Here is a 26,038-nt window from a genome sequence, read left to right on the forward strand (position 1 = left end):
CACGCATTCGTGTTGTGAGGTGATGACGTCTTTCGTCACGCGTGGAGCGTGTAATAGGTCGGGCGGAAAGGGACTGCCATGCGCTCGTCCACCCTCTTCCGTCGCAGCAACCGCCACCCCGTGCCCCGGGCACGGTCGATCGTCGTGCCTGAGCGCACGCCCTGCATCCCGCCGGTCGACTCGATCGTCGAATACGGCGCCTACATCGACGGCAAGCGCGTCTACGCCGAAGGCATCACCGCCTCGCTCGGCCTGGTCCGCGAGCACAACCTGACCGAGGACGGCCCCAAGGCGTTCGTCTGGGTCGGCCTGCACGAGCCGGCCGCGCCCGAGGTGGAGTGGCTGGCCGAGGTCTTCGGACTGCACCCGCTGTCGGTCGAGGACGCCGTCAAAGCGCACCAGCGGCCGAAAGTGGAGCGGTACGGCGACTCGCTGTTCATGGTGCTGAAGACCATCGCCTACCTCGACCACGACGAGCTGACCGCGACCAGCGACATCATCGCCACCGGCGAGATCATGGTCTTCCTCGGCGCCGACTTCGTGGTGACCGTGCGGCACGGCTCGCACTGCCCGCTCGCCGAGGTGCGCGAGCGGCTGGAGGACAACCCCGAGCTGATGAACCGCGGCCCGGCGGGCGTGCTCCACGCCATCTCCGACCACGTCGTCGACCGCTACCTCCAGGTCGCCGACCTCATGCAGCTCGAGCTCGAAGAGGTCGAGGCGACCGTCTTCGCCGACGTCTCCTCCCGCGACATCAACCGGATCTACCAGCTCAAGCGCGAGATGCTGGAGATGAAGCGCGCCATAACGCCGCTGCAGCCGCCCATGGCCGCGCTGCCGCAGCGCCGCGTCATCCCCAACGAGATGCGCGAGTACTTCCGCGACGTCTCCGACCACCTCTCGCGGGTGTGCGAGCAGGTCGAGTCGTCCAACGAACTGTCCAACTCGATCCTGCAGGCCGCGCTGGCCCGCTCGAACACGATGGCCAACGAGGACATGCGCAAGATCTCCTCGTGGGTCGCGCTGCTGACGGTGCCCACGATGATCGCCGGCGTCTACGGAATGAACTTCGACTACATGCCCGGCCTGAAGGACGTGTGGGGCTATCCGGCGGTGCTGGCGGTCATGGTGACCGCCTGCACGCTCCTCTACCGGGGCTTCCGCCGCAACGGCTGGCTCTAGACCGCCACCGGGCGCAGGGGACGCACCGGCGTGGGGAGCGGGAGACCCCGCTCCCGCCACAACTCGCGCATCCGGTCGGGATAGTCGGTGACGATCCCGGCCACGCCCAGGTCGAGCAGCTCCGCCGCCCGCTCGGGCGTGTTGACCGTCCAGGCCGCCACCGGCAGGTCCGCGGCCTGGGCCATGAACTCCGGCGTGACCATGACGTGCTCCGGCGAGATGGTCGTGGCTCCCGCCGCCCGCGCCGCCGCCGGGAGGCCGTCGCCCAGGCAGCCGTGCCAGTGCAGCGTGTCCTCCTCGATCAGCGCGAAACGCTGGGTGCCCGGCGCGAGCTCGGCCGCCGCCGCGATCACCCGCCAGTCGAAGCTGAGGATCGCCGCGTTGTCCAGCCGGCCGTGCCGGTCGAGCTCCTCGACGACCAGCTCGGTGAAGTCCGCCGGGTCCGGGCACAGCTCCGGCCGGGTCGGGTCCGACTTCAGCTCCACGTGCAACCGCACCCCGTCCGCGCCGTAGGCGCCGACCAGGCCGAGGACCGCGCCGAGCGTCGGCATGCGGGTGTCGGGCAGCGGCGCCTGGGTGAGCGCGAACGGGTCGTCGGGGTGGCGCGGCAGCCGTACGCCCACGTCGAGCGTGCGGAGCTGCGCCAGGGTGAGGCTGTTGATCGCCTTGCCGACGTACGGGAACTGCTCGTCGCCGGGATGGGCCGGCCGCGTGTCCGCGCTGGTGATCGCGGACACGTGCAGGTCGTGCGTCAGCACGAGGCGCCGGTCGGCGCTCAGTGCGACGTCCAGCTCCAGGGCGTGGACCCCCAGTTCGAGGGTACGGCTCAGCCCCGGAAGGGTGTTCTCGGGCCACAGGCCCCTGGCTCCCCGATGACCGTGGATCTCTACACGCACACCGGGGACCCTACCCCCTCATCCTGGAGGCCCCGCGCAGGCACGCCCGCTCAGCCGACCAGGGAATTGATCTCGATTGTCTGGGTACGGCCCGGCCCCACGCCGACCGCCGAGATCGGGGCCTCGCTGAGCTCCTCCAACTTGCGCACGTACGCCTGGGCGTTCGGCGGCAGGTCGGCGAAGCTCTTCGCGTCGGAGATGTCCTCCTGCCAGCCCGGGAACTCCTCGTAGATCGGCTTGGCGTGGTGGAACTCGGTCTGCGTCATCGGGATCTCGTCGTGCCGCACCCCGTCGACGTCGTAGGCCACGCAGACCGGGATCTTCTCCAGGCCGGACAGGATGTCCAGCTTGGTGAGGAAGAAGTCGGTGACGCCGTTGACGCGGGTGGCGTACCGCGCGATGACCGCGTCGAACCAGCCGGTGCGGCGGTTGCGGCCGGTGGTCACGCCGTACTCGTGGCCGGTCGTGCGCAGCCAGTCGCCCATCTCGTCGGTCAGCTCGGTCGGGAACGGGCCCGAGCCCACGCGCGTGGTGTACGCCTTGAGGATGCCGATCACCTTGGTCAGGCGGTTCGGCGGGATGCCCGCGCCCGAGCACGCCCCGCCGCTGGTCGGCGAGGAGGAGGTGACGAACGGGTAGGTGCCGTGGTCGATGTCGAGCAGCGTGCCCTGACCACCCTCCAGCACCACGAACTTGCCGGCGTCGAGCGCCTGCTTCAGCACCAGCGAGGTGTCGGCGATGTGCGGCTTGAGGCGCTCGGCGTAACCGAGGTACTCCTCCAGCACCTGGCCGGCGTCGATGCCGCGACGGTTGTAGATCTTGGTGAGGACCTGGTTGCGCTCGCCGAGCACGACCTCGATCTTCTGCTGCAGGATGCCCGGGTCGAGCAGGTCCTGGACCCGGATGCCCATCCGGTAGATCTTGTCGCCGTAGGCCGGGCCGATGCCGCGGCCGGTGGTGCCGATCTTGTTCTTGCCGAGGTAGCGCTCGGTCACCTTGTCGATGGCCTTGTGGTGCGGCATGATCAGGTGCGCGTTCGCCGAGATCAGCAGCTTCTCCGCGGACACGCCGCGCTCGGCCAGACCGTCGATCTCCTTGAGTAGCACGCCCGGGTCGATGACCACGCCGTTGCCGATCACCGGGACCACATGCGGCGAGAGCACGCCGGTCGGTACGAGGTGGAGCGCGTACTTCTGATCGCCGATGACGATCGTGTGGCCGGCGTTGTTGCCGCCCTGGTAGCGCACCACGTACTCGACGCTGTCACCGAGCAGGTCGGTGACCTTTCCCTTGCCCTCGTCGCCCCACTGGGCACCGACGATCACAACAGCCGGCATTGCCTTGTCTCCCAACACAAACGAAAACCCCTGGCGCAACAGCGACAGGGGCTCTTGCGAAGAGAGACTACCCGAATTCAACTTCGGGACAAAGCGTCGTACCCCTCCGGACTGCTTTCCTTCAGGAAGGTCAGGCAGCGCTCGGCCTCGTCTTTCTCGCCGATGGACTGGGCGGCGCGACCGAGGGCGTAGAGGCTGCGGAGGAAACCACGGTTGGGCTCGTGGTCCCAGGGGATGGGGCCGTGACCCTTCCAGCCCGCGCGGCGGAGCTGGTCGAGACCACGGTGGTAGCCCGTGCGGGCGAACGCGTAGGAGGTCACCGCGTGCCCCTGCGCGAAGTACTCTTCGGCCAGCGTCGCCCAGGCCGCCGAGTTGGCGGGGAAGCGGGCGGCGACGTCGGCGGCCTTGGCGCCCGATTCGAGCGCCTCCCTGGCCTCGGGCGTGTCCGGCAGGTAGGTCGGCGGCGGCCCGGCGAGAAGGTTGTCCATAAGACAAGTCATACCCGCCGGGCCGTATGTGTGGCTACGAGATCTTCGTCCCAGTCGACTTCAGATCCGTGCACGCCTGCACGACGCGGGCCGCCATCGCGCCCTCGGCGGCCTTGCCGTACGAGCGGGGGTCGTAGGTCTTCTTGTTGCCGACCTCGCCGTCCACCTTCAGCACGCCGTCGTAGTTGCGGAACATGTGGTCGGCGATCGGGCGGGTGTAGGCGTACTGCGTGTCGGTGTCGATGTTCATCTTGACCACGCCGTAGGAGATCGCCTCGTGGATCTCCTCCATCGCCGAGCCCGAACCGCCGTGGAAGACCAGGTCGAACGGGCGCTCGACGCCGTACTTGGCGCCCACGACGTCCTGGATCTCCTTGAGCACCGGCGGGCGCAGCTTCACGTGACCGGGCTTGTAGACGCCGTGCACGTTGCCGAAGGTCGCGGCCAGCATGTACCGGCCCTGCTCGCCGATGCCGACCGCCTCAGCCGTGGCCAGCGCGTCCTCGGCGGTCGTGTAGAGCTTCTCGTTGATCTCGTTGGCGACGCCGTCCTCCTCGCCGCCGACGACGCCGATCTCCATCTCCATGATGATCCGGGCGCGGCGGCACTTCTCCAGGAGCTCCTTGGCGATCTCCAGGTTCTCCTCCAGCGGTACGGCGGAGCCGTCCCACATGTGCGACTGGAAGATCGGGTCGCCGCCCTTGGCCAGCGACGCCTCGATCAGCGGGCGCATGAAGCCGTCGAGCTTGTCCTTCGGGCAGTGGTCGGTGTGCAGCGCCACGGTCACCGGGTACTTCTTCGCCACCACGCGGGCGTACTCGGCCAGGGCCAGCGCACCCGAGACCATGTCCTTCACCGACGCGCCGGACAGGAACTCCGCGCCGCCGGTGGACACCTGGATGATGCCGTCGCTCTCCGCCTCGGCGAAACCGCGCAAAGCGGCGTTCAACGTCTCCGAGGAGGTCACGTTGATGGCCGGGTAGGCGAATCCGCGGGATTTTGCCCGGTCGAGCATCTCGGCGTAGACCTCTGGGGTGGCGATAGCCATGATCATCTCCTGGTCGATACGGGATGGCGGTGCCTAGTATCCCGGCTCTGTTCCCTCCTTGGTAGTGAACAAGCCGGGTAGGCTCAGCGCGTGGATTGGCTCTTGAATCTCCTGGACCCGACCTGGTGGCTCACCATTCTCGGGGCCTTCGCGACAGTCGGCGTTCTGGCGATCATCTTCGCCGAGACCGGCCTGCTGCTCGGCTTCTTCCTGCCGGGCGACTCGCTCCTCGTGGCGGCCGGAATCTTCAGCTCCGCCTCCGTGGCCGCCGGCATGGGCGGCGAGATCGAACCGCTGTCGCTGCCGGTCCTGCTCATCGGGACCCCCTTGTGCGCCATCGCCGGCGCGCAACTCGGACACTTCCTCGGGTTCCGGTTCGGGCGCAAGATGTTCGACAAGCCCGACTCCAAGCTGTTCAAGCGGGAACACGTGCTTCGGGCGGAGGAGTTCTTCGAGAAGTTCGGGCCCGCGCGGGCGGTCGTCCTGGCGCGCTTCGTCCCGATCGTGCGCACCTTCATGAACCCCGTCGCGGGGGTGCTGGAGATGCAGCCCCGGCGGTTCTTCCTGTGGAACGTCATCGGCGGCGTCGTCTGGACCGAGAGCCTTTTGCTGCTCGGGCACTGGCTGGGCAACCGCGTCGACCCCAAGCAGATCGACCGCTACATCCTGCCCGGGGTTTTTCTCATCGTGGCGATCTCGTTGATCCCCATCGTGGTGGAGGCGGTCAAGGCGCGGCGGATCAAGAAGGCCCTCCCGCCGCCGGTCGGCAAACACCACCGCCTTCCCACCGACGCCCCCTGACCTGTCCTTTTTGTCTCGGCGGGCAGGCCCACCCTCCCCGCCGCCGCACGGGGGCCTTGCTCGCCGCCTTCCCCACCCACCGCCCAGGATCACACCCCGCCGCGCCCCCTTCTCGCCGCATAGATGCGCGGGGGCGTGGGCGGGCACGCGGCCACGCGGCCCTTCCCTCCACCCCCCACCGCCCCCTCAACCAATGCGGCGAGAAGTCCGTACGGCGGGGCGTGATCCTGTGCGGCGGGAAAGCCGCCCCCTACCTCAAACCGGTGCGGCGAGAAGCCCGTACGGCGGGGCGTGATCCTGTGCGGCGGGAAAGCCGCCCCCTACCTCAAACCGGTGCGGTGAGAAGTCCGTACGGCGGGGCGTGATCCTGTGCGGTGGGGAAAGCCGCGACCCACCTCTCAACCGATGCGGTGAGAAGCCCGTACGGCGGGGCGTGATCCTGTCCGGTGAGGGCGAGAGAGGCCCCCTCAGGACCCAGACCCGCCCAAAGCCTTGACCAGATCCCCCAACACCACCCGAGCCGCCAACGGCGCCCCCCGGGTGCTCCAGACCGACCCGTCCACCGCCACAACCTGCCCCGCCCGAACCGCCCGAAGCTGCTTGAACGCCGGCGTCCCGCGGATCTCGTCCAACGCCTTCTGCCCGTCCGCGGTAAGGGTCGACACGAACAGCCACTCCCCGTCGATGTCCGAAAGGGCCTCAAGGCTGAGCGGAAGGGAGTGCGCCGTGCCGTCCTTGTTCTGCGCCGCAGGCCGGGTAAGCCCAAGGTCGGTGGCGACGAAGCCGGCGAACTGCCGCTTCTCCATCCAGCTGGGCCCCTGCGGGTTCCACCGCACGATGCTGACCTCGGCCGGCTTGATCCCGGCCTTGGCCGAAGCGACCGCGGCGTCGTAGTCGGCCAGCACCTTCTTGGCCCCGTCGAGCCGGTTGAGCGCGTTGCCGATGCCCATGAACGACAGCTTCCAGTCGTCGCTGGGCGCCATGGTGAGCACGGTGGCGGGGGTGATCTTGCGGAGCTGGTCGATGACCTGCTGGTCCTGGAGGTCGCCGGCGAGGATGAGGTCGGGCTTGACCTCGACGACCTTGTCGATCACCGGCTGGAGCAGGTTGCCGACGACCGGGATGCCCTGCACCCGGTCGGCGAGGTAGGCCGGGGGCTTGTCGAGTCCCTGGCCGTTGGTGATGCCGACGGGGGTGACGCCCAGGGCGAGGGCGGCGTCGAGGTCCTCCTGGGTCAGCGTCACGACGCGCTTGGGGTCGGCGGGGACCTTGATGAGGGTGCCCGTGGCGTCCTTGATCTCCCGCGTCGCCGCGGCCGGGGTGGTGGCCGCGGGGTCGCCGGCGGCGGTGGTGCCGGTTGCGCCGCACGCCACCACGGTGATGAGGGCGAGTGCGGCGGCGATGAGGCCGCTCACTCGGGGGAGGGAGGTCATGCCAGCTCCAAAGTTAGGTAAGGCTGTCCTAATTTAGGGTAGCCTTACTCCATGGCTTTGCAACCCCGCACTGGGACAGCGCTGCCCCTCCTGGTGTTCGGGGTCGTGATCGTGCTGCTCGGTGGCTCGATGCTGGCCGGAGCCGGGCGGGTCGCGCCCGGCCAAGTGATCGACTACGTGCTCGGCGCGCGAGGTGATGATCACCTGGAGATGGTGGTGACCACGCTGCGCCTGCCCCGGACGCTCGCCGGACTGCTGGTCGGGGCGGCGCTCGGGGTGGCGGGGCTGCTCATGCAGGCGGTCACCCGCAACCCGCTGGCCGAGCCGGGGCTGCTCGGCGTCAACGCGGGTGCGGCGCTCGGGGTGGTGGCCGGGATCGTGTTCGTCGGGGCGCAGACCGGCGGGGCGTACCTGGCCTGGGCGCTCGGCGGTGCGCTGGCGGCGACCGCGTTGGTGTTGCTGCTCGGGGCGCGGCTGGCGCCGCTCAAGCTGGTGCTGGCCGGGGCGGCGTTGTCGGCCACGTTGACCGGGCTGACTACCGCGCTGCTGGTCGCCGATCCGCTCACCTTCGACCGGTACCGGTTCTGGGTGCTGGGCTCGTTGTCCGGGCTGCCGATGGAGCGGGTGCTGGCCATCGCGCCCGCGGTGGTCGGGGGGCTGGTGATGGCGGGGCTTGCCGCCCGGCCGCTGGCTGCCCTGGCCTTGGGCGACGACGTGGCCGTCTCCCTCGGGTACCGGCCTGGCCGTACCCGCTGGTGGGTGACGGTCGCCGTGACCCTGCTCGGGGCGGCGGCGGTGGCCATGGCGGGGCCGATCGGGTTCCTCGGCTTGCTGGCGGGCTTCGTGGCGCGCGGGGTCTGCCGGGGGCGGGTGGGGGCGCAACTTCTCCTGGCGGCCGGGACGGGGGCGGCGGTGCTGCTCGGGGCGGACATCCTCGCCCGGGTGGTGGCGCAGCCGTACGAGGCGCCGGTGTCTTTGCTGGTGGCGGTCCTTGGGGCGCCGGTGCTCATCGTCGTGGCCCGGTCTCGCGCGGTCGCCGCGGGTGCCCCCGACCTGTCCGCCACCTCCCGGCCCGCGCGGCGACTGTGGAGGGGGAGGAGCGGCGGCCACCCACAGGCCGCCGGCCTCGGCACCGGTCGGGTGGGCGGGCTTCGGCCTGCCGACACCCTTCCCGTACGGCTGGGCGGTCTGTCCGTGCTGGTGCCGGTGCGGGGATCGGTGGTGGCGGTGGGGCTCGCGCTACTGGCCGCGGGGCTGGCGCTCGGAGCGATCGTGGCCGGGCAGTCGGCGATGACGGCCGCACAGGCGCTCGACGCGCTGTACGGGCTGGGGGAGAGCGGTCAGCGCCTGCTGGTCCAGGAGATCAGGCTGCCGCGCATCGTCGCCGGTCTGGTCGCCGGGGCCGCCCTGGGGCTGTCCGGCGCGCTCACCCAGGCGCTGGCCCGCAACCGGCTGGCCACGCCCGACCTGCTCGGCATCAACCAGGGCGCGATCATCGCCATCCTGCTCGCCGGCCTGATCGCCCCCACCGGGACGCTCTTCGGCCACTGGTGGATCGGCCCGCTCGGCGCGGCGGCGGCCGGGGTGGCGGTGTTCGCGGTCGCCGGCGGGACCGGACGGCAGGGCTACCGCTTCCTGGTCACCGGCCTGGCGCTCAGCACGATCGCCGGTTCGCTCACCCAGGCGCTGCTGGCCTGGCAGGGGCTCAGCGCGGCGACGGCGGTGCACGCGTGGAGCGTCGGCAGCCTGGCGGGCCGCGACTACGCGGTGGCGCTGCCGGTGGCCGCCGGGCTGGCCGTGCTGACGCCTGCCGCGGTGCTGCTGTCCAGGCGGCTGGCGGTGCTGCGCTTCGGCGAGGACGTCAGCGCGGCGCTCGGCGCGCGTCCCGCCCGCACCCGGGTGTGGCTCCTCTGCCTGGCCGTCGCGCTGGCCGGGCTCGCGGTCGGGGTGGGCGGGCCGATCGCCTTCGTCGCCCTGGCCGCACCGGTCATCGCCGCCCAGCTCGCCGGGCCGGCGCGGGTGCCGCTGCTGGGCTCGGCCCTGGCCGGGGCGGCGCTGGTCGTGGCGGCCGACACCGCCGGGCGGGTGGCGGCCGGCGGGATCGAGATCCCGGTCGGCGTCGTCACCAGCATCCTCGGCGGGCCGTTCCTGCTGTGGGCCCTTCTCACCGATCGGAGATCCTGAATGTCCCTGCTGGTGGAGCCGGCGAGCACGCCCGGCCGTTACCGGGTCACCTTCCGCTGGCGGCCCGGGGCGGCCGGTGAGCTGGCTGTGGTGCTCATCAACACGCTGACCGACCGGGACCGGCATGCCGGTGACATCAGTGGGCACGTCATGCGGCCCGCCGCTGGTGGTGAGGTGCTGGAGGCGGTCTACGAGCTGGACGGGGATCTGCGGGCCAGCTACCAGATCCTGCCGTGCGCCGAGGTGCCGGGGACCGACCGTGCGTCGTGGTTGCGGGCGCTGGAGACGGCGGGGCCGGACCCGGACAACCCGGTGCTCGTCCCGGCCTCACCGGGGCGGCGGCCCTCGTCGTTGCTCGAACTGCCCGGCGCGCCGGCCCAGCCGTACCGGGAGGCCCGTCCCGGGGTGGCGCGTGGCCGGATGACGGAACACACAGTGGCCGGCCGCCGCCTCTGGACCTACACCCCGCCCAACGGTCCGATCACCACCCCGGCCCCCGGCCCAGCCTTCACCCCGTCCTCCACCTCAGCCGGGCACGGTGGCGGGCCGTACCCCGTGGTGGTGTTCCTGGACGGGGACGTGTGGGCCGAGCGGATCGGGCCGACGCTGGACAACCTGATCGCCGCAGGCCGGATCCCGCCGGTGGTGGCGGTGCTGCCGGACGCGGTGGACCGGCCGACGCGGCTGCGGGAGCTGGCCTGCCACGAGCCGTTCGTGCGGCACCTGGCCGAGGAGGTGCTCCCGTGGGCCGAGCGGGAACTGAACGCCTCGCCGGACCCGCAGTTGACCGTGATCGCCGGGCAGAGCCTCGGCGGGCTGGCCGCCTCCTACGCCGCCTACCTGGCCCCCGAGCGGTTCGGGGCGGTGGTGTCGCAGTCGGGCTCGTACTGGTGGAGCGACGCCGACCCGGAGTGGCTCACCCGGCAGTACGCCCGCTCGCCCCGCCGTATGGTCCGCTTCTACGTGGAGGTGGGCCGCCTGGAGTGGATGCTGCTCGGCGAGAACCGCCGCTTCGCCGAGACGCTGGCCGCGCAGGGCTACGAGGTGGCCTTCAGCGAGTTCGCCGGCGGCCACGACCCGGCCTGCTGGCTCGGCGGGCTGGCCCGCGGGCTGGAGACGGTGGGCGCGGGATGGCTGTGAACGTCGAGGCGGCCAAGCGGGCCGCCCACCACACCGTACGGCAGGCGGCCCAGGAGCTGACCGGCCTCAGCCACCGCATCCACGCCCACCCCGAGACCGCCTTCGAGGAGCACCGGGCCGCCGCCTGGACCGCCCAGACCTTGGCCGACGGCGGTTTCGCCGTCGAGCCGGGGGTCGCCGGCCTGCCCACCGCGTTCGTCGCCCGCGCCGGGTCGGGCCCGGTCACCGTGGCGTTCTGCGCGGAGTACGACGCCTTGCCGGGGCTGGGGCATGCCTGCGGCCACAACGTGATCGCCGCCGCCTCGGCCGGGGCCGGGCTCGCCCTCGCCCCGCTCGCCGACGAGCTGGGTCTGACCGTGCTGGTCGTCGGCACCCCGGCGGAGGAACGCGGCGGCGGCAAGGCGCTGCTGCTGGAGGCCGGCGTGTTCGAGGGGGTGGACGCGGCGATGATGGTGCATCCCGGACCCTTCGAGACCGTGCGGTTCCGCTCCTTCGCCCTCGGGACCCTGGACGTCGAGTACACCGGCCGGGCCGCGCACGCCACGCTCGCTCCGTGGGAGGGGCGCAACGCCGCTGACGCGATGACCGTGGCTCAGGTGGCGCTCGGCCTGTTGCGCGCGCAGTTGCCGCCCGGGCGGCACGCGCACGGCGTGGTCGCCGAGGCGGGGCTGGCGCCGAACGTCATCCCCGACCGTGCCCTTGCGAGCTACGAGATCCGGGCCGGGGCTGCGGCCGACCTCGGCGAGCTGCGGTCCCGGGTGCAGGCGTGCTTCGAGGGGGCGGCGGTGGCCACCGGGTGCGAGGTGCGGCTGACCCGGCCCGAGCCAGACTATCTCGACTTCCGCGACGACGAGCGGCTGGCCGGTTGGTACGCGGCCAACGCGGCGGTGGCCGGGCGGCCGGTTCCGGTGGAGCGTGGGCCGTTCGCGATGACCGACATGGGCAACGTGTCGCACGCCGTGCCCGCGATCCACCCGATGCTGGACATCGGCGCGGGCGGCGCCGCGCCGCACGAGGCCGCCTTCGCCGCGGCGGCGGTGACCCCGGCGGCCGACGAGGCCATGCTGGCGGCGGCAGTCGTCCTGGCCTCGACCGCCGCCGACCTCGCCGCATCGGCTACCGACTCCCGCTGACCGCCGCCGACCTCGCCGCTACGGGTGCCGGGTCTCGCTGACGGCGTGGGCGCCGGCTCGGGCGGTCAGGGCGGCGGCCACGAGAGCCGCCGACACCAGCAGGGCCGCCCGGTAGCCGAGGCCGATGGCCAGCGCGCACAGGCCGACGCCGAGGCCGCCGCCGAGCATGCGCACCGACTGGAAGAGCGTCATCGCCCGGCCCATCAGCTCCGGCCCCACCCCGGCGAACGAGGTGACCTGCACGGCGGTGACCGCCTGCCCGAGCACCAGGCCGACGGCGAACATCAGCAGCCGCAACGGCCAAGGCCCCAGGTCGGCCAACGCGGGCAACGCGAACAACACCGCCCCACCGGCCAGCCCGACGGCGATCACCCGCCGCTCGCCCCAGCGCGCGCAGCTCCGCTCGACCAGGAACCCGGCGGCCAGCAGGCCGAGCGCCTCGGGGAAGAGCACCAGGCCGGCCTCGGTCGCCGAGGCGCCGAGCAGGTCCTGGTACATCAGCGGGAAGACGAACAACATGCCCATGAGCCCGGCGGCGGCCAGCGCGGCGGCAGCCGTACCGCGCAGGAAGGCCTGGTCGGCCGCGAGCTGCCGCACCGGCAGGAGCTCGCGCAGGACCAGGCGCACCGTCGTGCCACCGCTGAGCGGCAGCACGACCAGCCCGGCCACCACCGCGGCGGCACCGAGGGGCAGGTTGACTAGGAAGGCCCACCGCCAGGAGAACGCGTCGGCCAGCCAGCCGCCCAGCACCGGCCCCAGAGCCGGTGCCAGAGCCGTCGGCACGACCACGTACTTCGACAGCCGCATCCGCTCCTCGGGCGGGACGGCGGCGAAGAGCATGGCCAGGCCCGCCGGGGTCAGCACGCCGCCGCCGGCGCCCTGCACGACGCGGAAGCCGACCAGCGAGCCCAGGTCCCAGGCCAGCGCGCACAGGCCGGAGCCCGCGGTGAACACCGCCAGCGACACCAGGAAGACCCGGGCCGCGCCGTACCGGTCGCACAACCAGCCCGCGACCGGCATGACCGCGGCCACGCTGGCCAGGAAGGCCCACTCGACCGGGTTGGCCGCCGCCGGGGCGACGCCCAGGTCGGCGGCGATGCGGAACAGGGCCGGGTTGACGATGGTGGCGTCCAGCCCGTTCATGCACATCGCCGTCACGTAGACCGCGAGGACGGCGGGCCTCACCGCCGCCGGCTTCGCGGCCGCAGGTCGCTCCAGGCGGCGGCGACGTAGGCCAGGCAGGCGGGCCGCGAGTCCGGTCCGAAGCGCACGCTCCAGCCGTCGGGCGCCTCGGCGAAGGCGGGCCACAGCGAGTGCTGGTCCTCGGCGTTGGCCAGGACCAGGAACTCGCCGTCCGGGTCGTCGAAGGGGTTCATCGGGGCCGTTCCTCCAGTCGGGCCGCGAGGATCGCCGCGATCTCGGCGATCGGCTCGGGCCGGGTCATGTCCTTGTGGCTGCAGGCGATGTCGTGCGCGTCGATGACGCCGGTGACGTGCGGGCGCCAGCAGGCGGCGGTCAGGCCCTCGTCGAGGGTGTCCACGGTGGCGCGGAAGAAGAGCATGTCGCCGTGGAAGACCTTGGTGTCGAGGGCTCGCACCAGCCGGTTGGTGTTGAGGTAGAGGTCCTTCAGCTCGGTCAGGACGCGCTCGCTGAGCCCCGCCAGGGGGCTGCCCGCCCGGCGCAGCACGCGCACCGCGTCCGGCAGCGTGGCGGCGGCGTCCGGGGCGAACCCGCCCATGGTGAGCAGGGCCTCCAGCGCCTCGGCCTCGTCGGAGGGCGGCAGGCCGCGCATGCCCTCGGCCGGGTAGGCGTCGAGTACGGCCAGCATCCGCACGTCGCCGAGCTGGGCGGCCATCTCGTGCGCGATGATGCCGCCGGTCGACCAGCCCAGCAGGTGGTAGGGCCCTTGGGGCTGCACCTCGCGCACCCGGGCGACGTAGTCGGCGGCCAGCTCCTCCAGGGAGCCGGGCAGCGGGTCGCGCCGGGCCTGGAGGGCATGGATCGGCCGGTCGGGCAGGTGCCGGATCAGGCCGCTGTAGCACCAGCCGAGCCCGCCCGCCGGATGCACGCAGAACAGCGGCGGACGCGAGCCGGACTCGCGCAGCGGGAGCAGCGTGGCCAGCGGGTCGAGCCGCGCGCCGCCCTCCAGCAGCCGGGCCAGGCCCGCCGGGGTGGGCGCCTCGAACAGCGAGCCGATCGAGACCTGCGCGCCGAGCGTCTGGCCGATCCGCGAGGCCAGCCGTACCGCGAGCAGGGAGTGGCCGCCCAGCTCGAAGAAGCCGTCGTCCACGCCGACCCTGGGCAGGCCCAGCACCTCGGCGAACAGCTCGCACAGGGTTGCCTCGCGCGGCCCGGACGGCGGCCTGCCCTCGCCCGCCGTCACCGTCGGGGCGGGCAGCGCCCGTACGTCGAGCTTGCCGTTGACGGTCAGCGGCAGCGCGGGGAGTTCCACCACGGCCGAGGGCACCATGTGGCCGGGCAGGGTGCGGGCGGCGTGCTCGCGCACCCCGGCCGCCTGCCCGACGACAGCCGCTTGCCAGACGACGTAGGCGACCAGGCGGCGGTCACCGGGCCGGTCCTCGCGCACGGTCACCGCGGCCTGGGCGACCGCCGGGTGGCTCAGGACGGCCGCCTCGACCTCGCCGAGCTCGATGCGGAAGCCCCGGATCTTGACCTGCTGGTCGGCGCGGCCGGCGTAGTCGAGCGTGCCGTCCCGCCGCCACCGGGCCAGGTCGCCCGAGCGGTACATGCGGGTGCCGGGCGGGCCGTAGGGGTCGGCGACGAACCGTTCCGCGGTCAGTCCCGGGCGGCCCAGGTAGCCGCGCGCCAGCCCGGCCCCGGCGACGTAGATCTCGCCGGTCACGCCCGGCGGCACCGGCCGCAGCCGCTCGTCGAGCAGGTAGACGCGCAGGTCCGGCAGCGCGCGGCCGATGCCGTCGCTCCCGTCCAGGTAGGTGACGTGCACGGTGGTCTCGGTGATGCCGTACATGTTGACCAGCCGGGGCCCGTCCGGCCGCCAGCCCGCCACCCGGCCCGCCTCCAGCGCCTCCCCGCCGAAGATCACGTACCGCAGGGCCAGGTCGCGGCCGTCGTCGGCGGCGACGAGCTGGTAGCAGGCCGAGGGCGTCTGGTTCAGCACGGTGACGCGCTCGCGGGCGAGCAGTTCCAGGAAGTCGCCGGGGGAGCGGCTGACCTCGAAGGGGACCACGACCAGCCGCCCGCCGTACAGCAGCGCGCCCCACAGCTCCCACACCGAGAAGTCGAAGGCGGCCGAGTGGAAGAGCGTCCACACGTCGTCGGGACCGAAGCCGAACAGCGCGTCGGTCGAGGTCAGCAGCCGGACCACGTTGTGATGGGTGACGACCACGCCCTTGGGCCGGCCGGTCGAGCCGGAAGTGTAGATCACGTAGGCCGCGTCCTCCGGCTCGGCCGTCCGCGCGGGGGCGTGGGCGGGCAGGCCGCCGAGCTCGTCGAACCACGACTCGTCCACCACGCAGACCGGTCCGGCGTCCTCGACCATGAAGGCGAGCCGGTCGGCCGGGTAAGACGGGTCCAGCGGCAGGTAGGCCGCGCCGGTCTTGAGCACGGCCAGGATCGCCACGACGAGGTCGGCCGAGCGGGGCAGGGCCAGCCCGACCAGCCGGTCGGGGCCCGCGCCCCGGGCGATCAGGGCGTGCGCCAGCCGGTTGGCCCGCACGTCGAGCTCGCGGTAGGTGAGCCCGTCCACCGCCGGGGCGTCCGGGGCGCGCTCGACCTGCTCGGCGAACCGGTCGGTGATGGTGGCCTCCGGCGGGCTGACCAGGTCGCCGTTCCACCCGTGGACGAGCTGCTCGTGCTCGCCGGGCGCGAGCACGTCGAGGTCGCTGAGCGGCCGGTCGGGCGCAGTCACGGCGGCGGCCAGCAACCGGACGAACCGCTCGGCGATCGAGCGGGCGCCGGCCCGGTCGAACAGGTCGGCGCTGTACTCCAGGAAGCCCGCCCCGGCCGTGTCGAGGTTGAGCGTGAGGTCGAACTTGGCCGTCCCGGTGTGCACCACCCGCACGTCGGAGCCGGTGGCGTCCTGCTGGACCAGCATGACCTGGAACAGCGGGTGCCGGTTGCGCGCCCGCACCGGGTTCAGCGCCTCCACCAGCTTCTCGAACGGCAGGTCGGCGTGGTCGAAGGCGGCCAGGTCGAGGGCACGCACCCGGTCGAGCAACTCGGCGAAGGCCGGGTCGCCCGAGGTGTCGGTGCGGAGCACCAGCGTGTTCACGAAGAAGCCGACCGCCTCGTCCAGCGCGCTGTCGTGCCGGCCCGCGACCGGGGTGCCGATCGGCAGGTCCACGCCCGCGCCGAGCCGGGTGAGCAACGCGGCGAGCGCGGCGTGCACGACCATGAAGGTGCTGGCCCGGCGCTCGCGGGCCAGGTGCTCGACGCCGGTCCACACCTCGGGCGGCACCACCACCGGCACCGTGCCGCCGCGCCCGCTCGGGCTCGCCGGTCGTGGCCGGTCGGCGGGCAGGGCCAGCTCGTCCGGCAGGCCGGCGAGCGTGCGGGTCCAGTGCCCCAGGCCGGGCTCGCCGAGCTCCTGCTGCCACAGCGTGTAGTCGGCGTACTGCACCGGCAGCGGCCGCCAGTCCGGCGCCGCACCGGCGCGCCGGGCCCGGTAGGCGCTCAGCACGTCCCGCACCAGCGGCCGGGCCGACCAGCCGTCGCCCGCGATGTGGTGCAGCACCAGCATCAGCAGGTGCTCGCGCGGCCCCAGCCGCAGCAGGTGGGCGCGGAACGGCGGCTCGGCGGCCAGGTCGAAGGGCCGGCGGGCGATCGTCCGCACCGCCTCCTCGACCACGTCCGGCTGCCACACCGGCAGCGCCGGCCGGCCCACCGGCCGGATCTCCTGGTACGGCACGCCGTCCCGCTCCGGGAAGCGCGTGCGCAGGATCTCGTGCCGCTCGCACACGTCGGCCACCGCGGCCCGCAGGGCCTCCCGGTCGACCGCTTCCTGGAGCCGGACCGCGATCGGGATGTTGTAGGCCGGGTCCCTCGGGTCCATCCGGTGCAGGAACCACAGCCTGGCCTGGGCCGAGGAGAGCGGCATCGGCGCAGGCCGGGTCCGGGGGCGCAACGGCGGGCGTGGGGCGCGCCCGCTGGGCAGCCGGGCGGCCAGCAGGGCCGGGGTGGGCCCGGCGAAGATGTCGGTGATCGGCAGGCGGACGCCGAAGGACTCCCTGATCCGCACCGCCAGCCGGGCGGCCAGCAGGGAGTGGCCGCCGAGGTCGAAGAAACCGTCGTCGGGTCCGGCCTGGTCGAGGCCCAGGACCTCGGCGAACAGCTCGGCCATCGCCTGCTCGGCGGCGGTGGCGGGCGGCCGGGCCGTCGTGCCCGTGGCGCTCGTCGTGGAAGGCGGTGGGAGGGCGGCGCGGTCGAGCTTGCCGTTGGGCGTGCGCGGGAGCGCGGGAAGCATCATGAGCACCGCCGGAACCAGCCCGGCCGGCAACCGCTCGGCCACGAAGGCTCTCACCGTGGTCGGCTCAGCAGCGCAGCCGTCGGCGGGCACGAGGTAACCCACCAGCCGCTCCCCGTGCACGGCCACCGCCGCCGCGGCCACCCCGGGGTGCTCCTCCAGCACGGCCTCGATCTCCCCGGGCTCGATCCGCAGCCCCCGCAGCTTGACCTGCTCGTCGGCCCGCCCGCGCAGCTCCAGCCGGCCGTCCAGCCCCCGGCGGGCCAGGTCCCCGGTCCGGTAGAGCCGTCCACCGCCCGCGTGGGCCACGAAACGCTCGGCGGTCAGCTCCGGCCGGTTCAGGTAGCCCAGCGCCAGCCCCTCCCCGGACAGGTAGAGCTCGCCGGTCACCCCGGGCGGGCACGGCTGCAACGCTCCGTCGAGCACGTGCGCCCCGGTCCCGGCGGTGGCCCACTCGCGGCCGTCGCCGGTCCAGGTGTAGGCGTCGACCGCGGCCTCGGTCGGCCCGTAGTGGTTGACCGCGAGGGTGCGCCCGCTCAGCTCCCGCCACAGCCCCTCGGGCACCGCCTCGCCGCCGACCACCGTGATCGGCGGGGGCGCGGCCAGCAGCGCGGGCACCTCCCTGAGGTGCGACGGCGTCAGGTCCAGGTAGTCCACGCCCTGCTCGCGCACGTAGGCGGCGAGCGCGTCCGGGTCGCGGTAGGTCTCCTCCTCCAGCAGGTGCAGGGTGTGCCCGCCGATCATCCACAGCAGCGGGTCGAGGGCGGCGTCGAAGGAGAAGGAGGCGGTGTGCGCGACGCGCAGCCGCCGGCCGGGCGGGAAGAGCCGCTCCCGGTGGCTGACCAGCAGCGCGGCCAGGCCGCGGTGGGTGGCCGCGACGCCCTTGGGGCGGCCGGTGGAGCCGGAGGTGTAGATCACGTAGGCGAGGTCGTCGAGGGCTGCCTCCGGCAGGATGGCGTCGGCGCCGGGTTCCTCGCCCTGCCAGTCCGGGCCGATCGCCAGGCATGGCTGGGCGTCGGCGAGCATGAAGCGCCGCCGCTCCTCCGGATAGGCCGGGTCCACGGGCAGGAAGGCCGCTCCGCACCGCCACACCGCCAGGACCGTCGCGACCAGTTCTGCCGACCTCGGGGCGGTCAGCGCCACGATGCTGCCGGGGACCGCGCCCGCGGCCCGGAGGCGGTGGGCCGTGCGTTCGGCCTGCTCGGCCAGTTCGGCGAAGGTCAGGCTGCCGGTACGGCTGACCAGGGCGGGCTCGTCCGGCGTGCGCCGTACCTGCTCCTGGAAAGCGGCGATCACGGTCGGCGCGGCAGTGGGGTGCGCTGCGGGGGCGGGCAGGGCGGCGCGGTCGCTGTCGGTGAGGACGGTCAGCCGCCCCAGCGGCGTGTCGGGTGAGACGGCGGCCAGCGAGGTCAGGAAGCCGGCCAGGCGACGGCAGTGCGCGGCCACCTCGGTCGGCGAGTAACGCGCGGCGTTGCCGTCGAGCTCCAGGGTCAGCCGGTCGCCGTCGACCAGGAGGGTGACCGCGAGGTCGTCCACCGGCCCGGCGGCCAGGTTGCGGACGGTGCCGGTGGCCCCGCCGAACTTGGCGTCCGTGGCGAACGGCTTGATGTTCAGCACCGGCCCGAACAGCGCCCGCCGGGTGCCGGACAGGCCGAGGTCGCCGCGCAGGTCCTCCAGGCGGTAGCGGGAGTGCCGCCGCGCCTCGGCGATGCGCCGCGCGGTCTCGGCGACCAGCGCGGCGAACGGGCGGCCGGGCCGTACGTCCACGCGGAGCGGGAGCACGTTGACCGTCAGGCAGGGCACCCGCAGAGCGGGGCCGGTGCGGTTCATCAGCGGCAGACCGAGCAGCACGTCGGTGGTCCCGGTGACGCGCCCGGTGTAACAGGCGACCCCGGCGGCCAGCACGTCGGCCCAGGTGCCCCTGGCCTCGCGGGCGTGCGCGTCCCAGTGCCCGGTGGCGGGCAGCGGCTCCCGGTGGCGGACCACGTCGCGGGCCGACAACGCGATCCCCGGCGGTTCTGGGCGGTCGGCCAGATGCCCGGTCCAGTAGGCGCGGTCGCGGGCGCGCTCCTCCGACCCGGCGTAGGCGGCCTCGGCGGCCAGCACGGGTTCGAGCGGGCCGAACGGCCCCGGCCCGGGCGGCAGGCCCTCGGCGAGCGCGGAGTAGATCTCCGCGACCCGGGTGACCAGCATCGACAGGGCGTAGGCGTCGATCAGGATGTGGTGCACGCGCAGGTACCACACGGCGTGCTCGTCACCCAGGCGCAGCAGCGCGTGCCGCGCCAGCGTGCCGGTGACGACGTCGACCGGGGTGCTCAGGTCCTCCCGCATCCACCGCTCCGCGTCGGCCTCCGGGTCGTCGGCCCCGCGCAGGTCCAGGTGGTCGAGCCGGCCGCTGGCGGTGTCCCATTCGGGCAGGTACTGCGCCGGAGTTTCGGTGAAACGCAGCCGCAGAGGCTCGGCCTCGGCCAGGCACCGCCGCAGCGCCCGCTCGAACAGCCCGGTGTCGAACGGCCCGCGGATGTCCACCCGGTCGGCGGCGTTGTAGACCGGGTTGCTGGGATCCAGCCGCTGGGCGAACCAGATCCCGGCCTGCGCCCCGGTCAGCGGCCTGACCTTGGGCGAGCCGTCCGGTACGGCAGGCGTGCTCATGCCAGCAGCTCCGCCCAGGCCGCCAGGGTCGGCCGCTCGACCAGGTCGGGGAAGGACACCTCGGCGCCCTCGGCCTTCCAGACCTCGGCCAGCGTCATCAGCCGGATCGAGTCCAGCCCGGCCGCGATCAGGTCGTCGTCCGGCGCGAGCTCGCCCGGGTCGAGGTAGAGGATCTCGGCGACCTGCGCGCGCAGTCGCTCGGCCAGCTCAGACACCGGCCACCGCCCGGGTGAGCGCCCGGCTGACGCCCACGGTCGTGGTCACGGCCGAGCAGCGCTGGGCGGCGTAGGTCAGGGCCATGTCGTGGTGCTCGGCGGAGAAGTCGGCCACCGCGTCGGCCACGACGAAGGACTGCACGTCGCGCATGAACGCCTCGCAGGCGGTCATGAGCACGCCGATGTGCGCGTAGATCCCGCAGATGATGAGCTGGTCGCGACCCAGCCGGGCCATCAGCTCGGCGAGGCCGGTGCGCTGGTAGGCGCTGTAGCGCCACTTGGTGAGCAGCACGTCGCCCTCGCGCGGGGCTAGCTCGGCGACGATGGCCGACTCGCGGGCCGGCGCGCCGATGCCGGGCCCCCAGAAGTCCTGGAGCAGCCCGCGTTGCTCGCGGCTCTGCGCGCCGGGCTGGGCCGAGTAGACGACCGGCACGCCCACGTCGCCGCAGCGCTCGCGCAGCGCCAGCACGTTGGACATGAGCTCCACCAGCGGGGAGTGCCCGGGGGTGAAGGCGTCCAGGAAGTAGTTCTGCATGTCGTGCACCAGCAGGACGGCCCGGCTCGCGCTGGGCTGCCAGTCGACCCGGTTGTCCGGCGTACGGCTCGGCATCGGGTAGGGGGTGATGGCGGGGATGGCCATGCTCGTCAGGTCCTCTCACGCAGATGGAGCTTGCTGACCTTGCCGACCGCGGTGTTCGGGAAGGCGTCCACGTACTCGAAGAGATCGGGGATCTTGAAGGCGGCGATGCCGCGCGCGGTCAGGAAGGCGCGCAGCTCGGTCCTGGGCGGCGGCGCGCCCTCGCAGATGACGTACGCGCACACGCGCTCGCCCAGGAAGGGATCGGGCACGCCGACCACGCTGGCGTCGTGCACCGAGGGGTGGGCCAGCAGGTGGTTCTCCACCTCCTCGGGGGCGATCTTCTCGCCGCCGCGGTTGATCTGGTCCTTGGCCCGCCCCTCGACGACCAGGTGTCCGGTCGGGGTGAGCCGGACCAGGTCGCCGGTGCGGTAGAAGCCGTCCGGGGTGAAGGCCTGCCGGTTGTGCTCCTCGGCCCGCCAGTAGGCCTTGATCGTGTACGGCCCGCGGGTCAGCAGGTGCCCGCCCGGCTCGACCACGATCTCGTCGGCGGGCGACAGCGGCCGGCCCTGCGTGCCGACGACGAGCTCCTCGGGGTCGTCGAGCCGGGTGTAGTTGACCAGCCCCTCGGCCATCCCGAACACCTGCTGCAACGTGCACCCCAGCTCGGGCCGCACCCGCCGGGCCGCCTCGGCGCTGAACTTGGCGCCGCCCACCTGGAGCACCTCCAGGCTGGACAGGTCGTGCGGGGTGCTCGCCGCGGCGCGCAACCACAGCAGGGCCAGCGGCGGCACCAGCGCGGCGATGCTCACCCGCTCGCGCTCGATCAGCGGGAAGCAGGTGGCCGGGCTGGGATCGGCCGCCAGCACCGAGGCGGCTCCCGCGCTGAGCGCGCCGAACACGCCGGGCGAGCTCATCGGGAAGTTGTGCGCCGCCGGGAGGGCGCACAGGTAGACGCTGTCCGGCGTCAGCCCGCAGAGCTCGGCGCTGGCGCGGAAGCTGTAAATGTAGTCGTCGTGCGTGCGCGGGATCAGCTTGGGCAGGCCCGTGCTGCCGCCGGACAGCTGCAGGAAGGCCACCTCGCCCGGGTCGCGGTCGGGCAGCTCGACCGGGTCCTCCTCGGGCAGCTCGGCCAGCGGGATGGCCGGGGTGCCGGGGGCGCGTTCCCGGTCGGCCTCCTCGGCGCAGATGTAGGCGGCGGCCTCGGTGAACTCGCAGAAGTAGGAGATCTCGGCCGAGCGGTGCGCGGGCAGGGCGAACACCGGCCAGGCGCCAAGCCGGTACAGGGCGAAGCAGACCTGGTGGAACTGCGGCACGTTGGGGAGCTGCACCACGACGCGGTCGCCGGGGCCGATGCCTCGGCGGTGCAGCCCGGCGGCCAGGCGGTCGGCTCGCGCGTCCAGGTCGTCGAAGCTCCAGCGCTCGGCGGCGATCAGGGCGGGGCGCTTGCCGTACCGGCCGGCGAGCTCGCGCAGCAGCGCGCCGAAACTGACGCCGCGCCAGTAGCCGAGCGCCCGGTAGCGGGCGGCCTCCTCGTCAGTCCAATGCATCGGGCCACGCTCCGAGTGCGCCGAGCATGGTGCGGAACTTGCCGGTCGTCTCGGCCAGCTCGTGCTCGGGGACCGAGCCGGGGACGATGCCGGCGCCCGCGTACAGCCGGACGGTGTGCTCGCCGATCTCGGCGCAGCGGATGGCCACCGCCCACTCGCCGTCGCCGGCCGCGTCGCACCAGCCGACCAGCCCGCCGTAGAAGCCGCGGTCGAACGGTTCGAGGGTGGCGATGAGCCGGCGCGCGGCCGGTTGCGGCGTGCCGCAGACCGCCGGGGTCGGGTGGAGCGCGGCGGCCAGGGCCAGCGAGCTGGGCGCCGGGTCGCGCAGCGTGCCGCTGACCGGGGTGGACAGGTGCCACATGGTCCTGGTCGCGGTGAGCCCGGGCCGCCCGGGGACCTCCAGCTCGGTGCAGAACGGCGCCAGGCGCTCGGCGACGGCCTCCACCACCAGGCGGTGCTCGTGCAGGTCCTTGGCCGACTCCAGCAGCGCGGCGGCGCGGGCGGAGTCGACCGCCGGGTCGTCGCTGCGGGCCGCCGAACCGGCCAGCGGGTTGCTCAGCACCTGGCGGCCCCGGCGCGAGACCAGCAGCTCCGGGCTGGCCCCGGCCAGCGTGCGCCCGCCGGGCAGCGGCACCGCGAAGCTGTAGCCGTGGCCGAGCAGGGGCCGGACCACCTCGATGGGCTCGACCGGCTCGTCGGAACGGAGTTCGAGGGTGCGCGCCAGGACCACCTTGGTCAGCTCGCCCGCCTCCAGCTCGGCCAGCGCCAGCCGTACCGCCCGGGTGTAGGCGGACGGGTGCGGCACCGGCCGGGTCCACCAGCGGGCCGACGGCGGGGGCGGCGGGGCCGGGCGCAGCGGCCCGGACCAGGTCGCGGTCGCCGGGACCAGCAGGTGCGCCGCGCCGTCGAACCCGATCGCCCCGGCGGCCAGGCCGGAGCCGAGCTCCTCCGGCGGGCGCTCGGCGAGCTCGGCGAGCTCACCGGTCACGCGCGCGGCAGCGCCGCGGGTGAGCAGCGTGCCCCCGGGCGAGGCGAACAGCACCGATCGGGCGTGTTCGTACCCCGCCAGCGGGTCCGCGGCGGTGGTCAGCACTTCCATGGAGATCCAATCACTCAGGCGCGCAGGGTTGCGCCGCCGTCGACGAGGAGGTCGTGCATGGTGATGTGGCGGGAGCGGGCGGAGGCCAGGAAGAGCACCGCGTCGGCGACGTCCCCGGGGTCGGCGACGCGGCCGAGCGGGATGCCCGTGCGGAAGGTGCCCAGGTCCCCGGCCACCGGGTCGCCCGCCTGCAGGGTGCGCAGCATGGGCGTGTCGGTGGAGCCGGGGGAGACCACGTTGCAGCGGATGCCGTGCGCGGCCAGCTCCAGGCCCAGGCACTGGGTGAAGGCGCGGGCCGCGGCCTTGGAGGCGGCGTAGGCGGCCATGCCCACGCGCGGCACCGACGCGGCGTTCGAGGCGACCGTGACGATGCAGCCGGAGCGCCTGGGGATCATCCGCCGCGCGACCGCCCGGCAGACGTGGAAGACCCCGTCGGTGTTCACCGCGAACGTCTGCCGCCACGCGGCGTCGTCGGTCTCGTGCGCGTGGCCGGGCACCAGCACGCCCGCCACGCTCACCAGCACCCCGATCGGCCCCAGCTCGCGCTCCACCCGGCCGACCAGTTCCTCCACCTCGCCGGGGTCGCGGACGTCCACCCGGTACGGCACGTCGTCCAGGTCGGCGGCGGCCACGACCGCCCCGGCCTCCGCCAGCGCAGCCGCCACCGCCGCCCCGATCCCCCCGCCCGCCCCGGTGACCAGGGCCACGGAGCCCCCGATCCCATCCATGCGCACAGCCCTTCTTAGGCAAGCCTTATTTAGGTAAGGCTTACCTAATTTGACCGCTTCTTGGGCAGGTGTCAAGACTGATCGAGTAAGGGCGTGCTCACCGACCGCGCTCCCGCCAGGCCGGTCGCCTTTCCACCCGTGGCGGAACTGTCGGTGGGAACTGGTTAGCTGATCGTCGTCTCTCCCCGCACGACCCGAAAGGCCCCCCGATGACCGCCGCCGCATTCCAGCCCGCCGACGAGGACCGCTTCTGGGCCATGGTCGAGGAGGCCTGGGCCCCGCTGGGCGAGGCGGCCAACCGGGCCCGCCGGGACCTGGCCGCCCGGTCTCCGGTCGAGGGGGAGGACCACGCCGCCTACGAGCTGCTGGGCCGGGTGGAGGACGTGCACGTGGAGTTCCTGGCCAACCTGCGGGCGGCGAGCGAGCCGCTGACCGCCGCGGAGCTGACCGCCCTCGACGCGGTGGTGGAACGCAAGCTGTACGACCTCGACCGGGCCGACGTGCACGAGGTGACCGACGGCTCCGACGACGGCTTCCTGTACGCCAGGGGCTTCATCGTCTCCCTGGGACGCGACTACTACGAGGCGGTGATGAGGGAGCCGCGGCTGGCCGTGCTCGAGGCGGACTGCCAGGAGATGGGCTACTTCTTCGCCCACCTCCACCACAAGCGGCACGGGTCCTTCCCGGCGACCGGCTCAGGCATCAGCCGCGAGTCGTGCTCCAACCGCGCCGGCTGGCCCGCCTTCTGACCGGCCGAGCGGGTAAGCGCCGGTCGCGCGGGTCGGCGCCTTCTGGCCGGCCGAGCGGGTCAGGCGGACAGGCCGAAGTCGGCCAGCGTGTAGACCGACCGGTAGGTCAGCCCCTCCTCGGCCATCCGGCCCGCGGCCCCGCGCTCGACGATGGTCACCACGGCCACCACCTCGGCCCCGGCCTCGCGCACGGCCTCGACGGCGGTGAGCGGCGACCCGCCGGTGGTCGAGGTGTCCTCCACGACCAGCACCCGCCGGCCGGCGATGTCCGGCCCCTCGATCCGCCGCTGCATGCCGTGCGCCTTGGCCGCCTTGCGCACCACGAAGGCGTCCAGCGTGCGGCCCTGCGCGGCGGCGGCGTGCAACATGGAGGTGGCGACCGGGTCGGCGCCCAGTGTGAGCCCGCCCACCGCGTCGAAGTCGAGATCGGCGGTCAGGTCCAGGAGCACCCGGCCGACCAGCGGGGCGGCGGTGCCGTCGAGGGTGATGCGCCGCAGGTCGAGGTACCAGTCGGATTCGAGCCCCGAGGAGAGCACGACCCGCCCGTGCACGACGGCCTTCTTCTGGATCTCGGCGAGCAGGGTGTCACGATCAGTCGTCATGCCTTTCAGCGTAGTGACCTGAGCAGGTGGAGGGCTTCGTCGTACCCCTCGGGCAGCCGCAGCACCCGCACGCGCAGCCGCCTGCCGTACGCGATGCGCCCGGAGCGCAGCTCGGCCAGCCGGACCGGCAGGGTGCGGCCGGCGGGGGTGAGCACGGCGACGCGGACCGCGCCCAGCAGGGCGAGCGTCTCGCCGCCACGGAAGATGTCGCGCACGAGTTCGGCGAGGCTGAGGGTGGCCGCGAGCCGTTCGGCGAGCTCTCCGATCGCGTGGTACGGCTCGGCCACCACTAAGCGGTGGCGCGCGGCCACGGACCCCCGATAGAGCTCGGCGACGCGCGTACGGAGGTAGGCGAGGGTGACCAGCTTGGTGAGCGGGTCCTCGCAGCGGAGCTCGGCCATCGGCGCGAAGGTGGCCTCGGTCCATCCGGCGGCGAAGGAACGCAGCGCCTCGAACGGCGGGTCGCCCCGGCCGAGGACGGCGTAGAGCGCGGCGAGGTCGGTCAGCCCCTCGGCGATGCCGACCCCGGCCCGCGCGCGGGCGTCGCCGAGCGAGCCGCACGCGCGGGTGACGTCGTGGCCCCTCAGCACGGCCTCACCCGCCCGTTCCACCGCCGGTGTCCACCAGTCCCCGGGTACGGACCATCCGGCGCGCATGCTCCGTTTGCGCCACCTGGCCCGCAGTGACCCCGGGATGTCCTCTTCCATCGCTCCTCCGAACCTTCCATGAGCAAAGACGCCACTTCGGTTTAGTCATGACGCCGAATGCGGAATGATTCGCC

General features: G+C 73.4%; 21 protein-coding genes. 6 read left to right on the forward strand and 15 right to left on the reverse strand.

The genetic code is table 11. The features are described from left to right. Nucleotides 1–144 precede the first annotated feature (144 nt). The gene (corA, locus tag ACIBG7_RS29945; RefSeq protein ID WP_397338384.1) at nt 145–1,182 is read left to right on the forward strand and encodes a magnesium/cobalt transporter CorA; all 1,038 of its coding nucleotides are present in this window, start codon (nt 145–147) and stop codon (nt 1,180–1,182) included. On the opposite strand, the gene ACIBG7_RS29950 is transcribed toward corA, so the two are convergent. The 4 genes from ACIBG7_RS29950 to fbaA form a co-directional block, all read right to left on the reverse strand. Continuing rightward, nucleotides 1,179–2,078 carry a glycerophosphodiester phosphodiesterase family protein gene (locus ACIBG7_RS29950; protein ID WP_397338385.1) on the reverse strand — a complete coding sequence of 300 codons (900 nt, stop codon included), beginning with the start codon at nt 2,076–2,078 and terminating at the stop codon, nt 1,179–1,181. The two genes, corA and ACIBG7_RS29950, sit on opposite strands and share 4 nt — an antisense overlap. Nucleotides 2,079–2,128: 50 nt before the next feature. Further along, entirely contained in the window at nt 2,129–3,415 is a 1,287-nt protein-coding gene (locus ACIBG7_RS29955) for an adenylosuccinate synthase (RefSeq protein ID WP_397338386.1), read from the reverse strand. 77 nt (nt 3,416–3,492) lie between these two features. Then, nucleotides 3,493–3,903: a DUF3151 domain-containing protein gene (locus tag ACIBG7_RS29960; RefSeq protein WP_357919291.1), complete on the reverse strand. Its 411-nt coding sequence runs from the start codon at nt 3,901–3,903 to the stop codon at nt 3,493–3,495. 34 nt (nt 3,904–3,937) lie between these two features. Beyond that, nucleotides 3,938–4,957, reverse strand: coding sequence for a class II fructose-bisphosphate aldolase (gene fbaA, locus ACIBG7_RS29965; protein WP_357919294.1), 1,020 nt, complete (start codon nt 4,955–4,957; stop codon nt 3,938–3,940). An 84-nt stretch (nt 4,958–5,041) separates the two neighbouring features. Here fbaA and ACIBG7_RS29970 point away from each other — a divergent pair, with 84 nt between their 5' ends. Next, complete coding sequence (locus ACIBG7_RS29970; protein WP_357919297.1) at nt 5,042–5,752, forward strand: DedA family protein; 711 nt, start codon at nt 5,042–5,044, stop codon at nt 5,750–5,752. A gap of 467 nt (nt 5,753–6,219) precedes the next feature. On the opposite strand, the gene ACIBG7_RS29975 is transcribed toward ACIBG7_RS29970, so the two are convergent. Beyond that, nucleotides 6,220–7,185: an ABC transporter substrate-binding protein gene (locus ACIBG7_RS29975; RefSeq protein ID WP_397338387.1), complete on the reverse strand. Its 966-nt coding sequence runs from the start codon at nt 7,183–7,185 to the stop codon at nt 6,220–6,222. A 51-nt stretch (nt 7,186–7,236) separates the two neighbouring features. On the opposite strand from ACIBG7_RS29975, the gene ACIBG7_RS29980 reads away from it, so the two are divergent. From ACIBG7_RS29980 to ACIBG7_RS29990, 3 genes are read left to right on the forward strand one after another with little or no spacing between them, the layout of a single operon-like run. Continuing rightward, entirely contained in the window at nt 7,237–9,369 is a 2,133-nt protein-coding gene (locus tag ACIBG7_RS29980) for an iron chelate uptake ABC transporter family permease subunit (protein ID WP_357919303.1), read from the forward strand. After that, nucleotides 9,370–10,509 carry an alpha/beta hydrolase-fold protein gene (locus tag ACIBG7_RS29985; RefSeq protein WP_397338388.1) on the forward strand — a complete coding sequence of 380 codons (1,140 nt, stop codon included), beginning with the start codon at nt 9,370–9,372 and terminating at the stop codon, nt 10,507–10,509. Then, nucleotides 10,500–11,642, forward strand: coding sequence for an amidohydrolase (locus tag ACIBG7_RS29990; RefSeq protein WP_397338389.1), 1,143 nt, complete (start codon nt 10,500–10,502; stop codon nt 11,640–11,642). Before ACIBG7_RS29985 ends, ACIBG7_RS29990 begins: the two co-directional genes overlap by 10 nt. 18 nt (nt 11,643–11,660) lie before the next feature. Here ACIBG7_RS29990 and ACIBG7_RS29995 read toward each other — a convergent pair whose 3' ends face one another. From ACIBG7_RS29995 to ACIBG7_RS30030, 8 genes are read right to left on the reverse strand one after another with little or no spacing between them, the layout of a single operon-like run. Beyond that, a complete protein-coding gene (locus tag ACIBG7_RS29995) occupies nt 11,661–12,827 on the reverse strand; it encodes an MFS transporter (RefSeq protein ID WP_397338390.1) in 1,167 nt (388 codons plus the stop codon). Further along, nucleotides 12,824–13,018, reverse strand: coding sequence for an MbtH family protein (locus ACIBG7_RS30000; RefSeq protein WP_357919315.1), 195 nt, complete (start codon nt 13,016–13,018; stop codon nt 12,824–12,826). The genes ACIBG7_RS29995 and ACIBG7_RS30000 overlap by 4 nt, the downstream gene beginning before the upstream one ends. Further along, nucleotides 13,015–19,737 carry an amino acid adenylation domain-containing protein gene (locus tag ACIBG7_RS30005; protein WP_397338392.1) on the reverse strand — a complete coding sequence of 2,241 codons (6,723 nt, stop codon included), beginning with the start codon at nt 19,735–19,737 and terminating at the stop codon, nt 13,015–13,017. Before ACIBG7_RS30005 ends, ACIBG7_RS30000 begins: the two co-directional genes overlap by 4 nt. Then, nucleotides 19,734–19,952 carry a phosphopantetheine-binding protein gene (locus ACIBG7_RS30010; protein WP_357919321.1) on the reverse strand — a complete coding sequence of 73 codons (219 nt, stop codon included), beginning with the start codon at nt 19,950–19,952 and terminating at the stop codon, nt 19,734–19,736. Before ACIBG7_RS30010 ends, ACIBG7_RS30005 begins: the two co-directional genes overlap by 4 nt. Next, on the reverse strand, nt 19,945–20,592 hold the full coding sequence (locus ACIBG7_RS30015; RefSeq protein ID WP_357919324.1) for an isochorismatase family protein: 648 nt from the start codon (nt 20,590–20,592) through the stop codon (nt 19,945–19,947). The genes ACIBG7_RS30010 and ACIBG7_RS30015 overlap by 8 nt, the downstream gene beginning before the upstream one ends. Before the next feature lie 5 nt (nt 20,593–20,597). Further along, the gene (locus ACIBG7_RS30020; RefSeq protein ID WP_397338393.1) at nt 20,598–22,079 is read right to left on the reverse strand and encodes a (2,3-dihydroxybenzoyl)adenylate synthase; all 1,482 of its coding nucleotides are present in this window, start codon (nt 22,077–22,079) and stop codon (nt 20,598–20,600) included. Further along, nucleotides 22,066–23,178, reverse strand: coding sequence for an isochorismate synthase (locus ACIBG7_RS30025; RefSeq protein WP_357919330.1), 1,113 nt, complete (start codon nt 23,176–23,178; stop codon nt 22,066–22,068). Before ACIBG7_RS30025 ends, ACIBG7_RS30020 begins: the two co-directional genes overlap by 14 nt. Before the next feature lie 14 nt (nt 23,179–23,192). After that, nucleotides 23,193–23,906, reverse strand: coding sequence for an SDR family oxidoreductase (locus ACIBG7_RS30030; protein WP_397338394.1), 714 nt, complete (start codon nt 23,904–23,906; stop codon nt 23,193–23,195). Nucleotides 23,907–24,115: 209 nt separating this feature from the next. On the opposite strand from ACIBG7_RS30030, the gene ACIBG7_RS30035 reads away from it, so the two are divergent. Next, a complete protein-coding gene (locus tag ACIBG7_RS30035) occupies nt 24,116–24,655 on the forward strand; it encodes a DUF4240 domain-containing protein (protein ID WP_357919336.1) in 540 nt (179 codons plus the stop codon). 59 nt (nt 24,656–24,714) lie between these two features. Here ACIBG7_RS30035 and pyrE read toward each other — a convergent pair whose 3' ends face one another. After that, complete coding sequence (gene pyrE / locus ACIBG7_RS30040) at nt 24,715–25,257, reverse strand: orotate phosphoribosyltransferase (RefSeq protein ID WP_357919339.1); 543 nt, start codon at nt 25,255–25,257, stop codon at nt 24,715–24,717. Nucleotides 25,258–25,262: 5 nt separating this feature from the next. Beyond that, entirely contained in the window at nt 25,263–25,847 is a 585-nt protein-coding gene (locus tag ACIBG7_RS30045; RefSeq protein WP_397338395.1) for a hypothetical protein, read from the reverse strand. Nucleotides 25,848–26,038: the final 191 nt, after the last annotated feature.

Source organism: Nonomuraea sp. NPDC050328 (assembly GCF_044459405.1).
In the GTDB taxonomy this organism is placed as follows: Bacteria; Actinomycetota; Actinomycetes; order Streptosporangiales; family Streptosporangiaceae; genus Nonomuraea.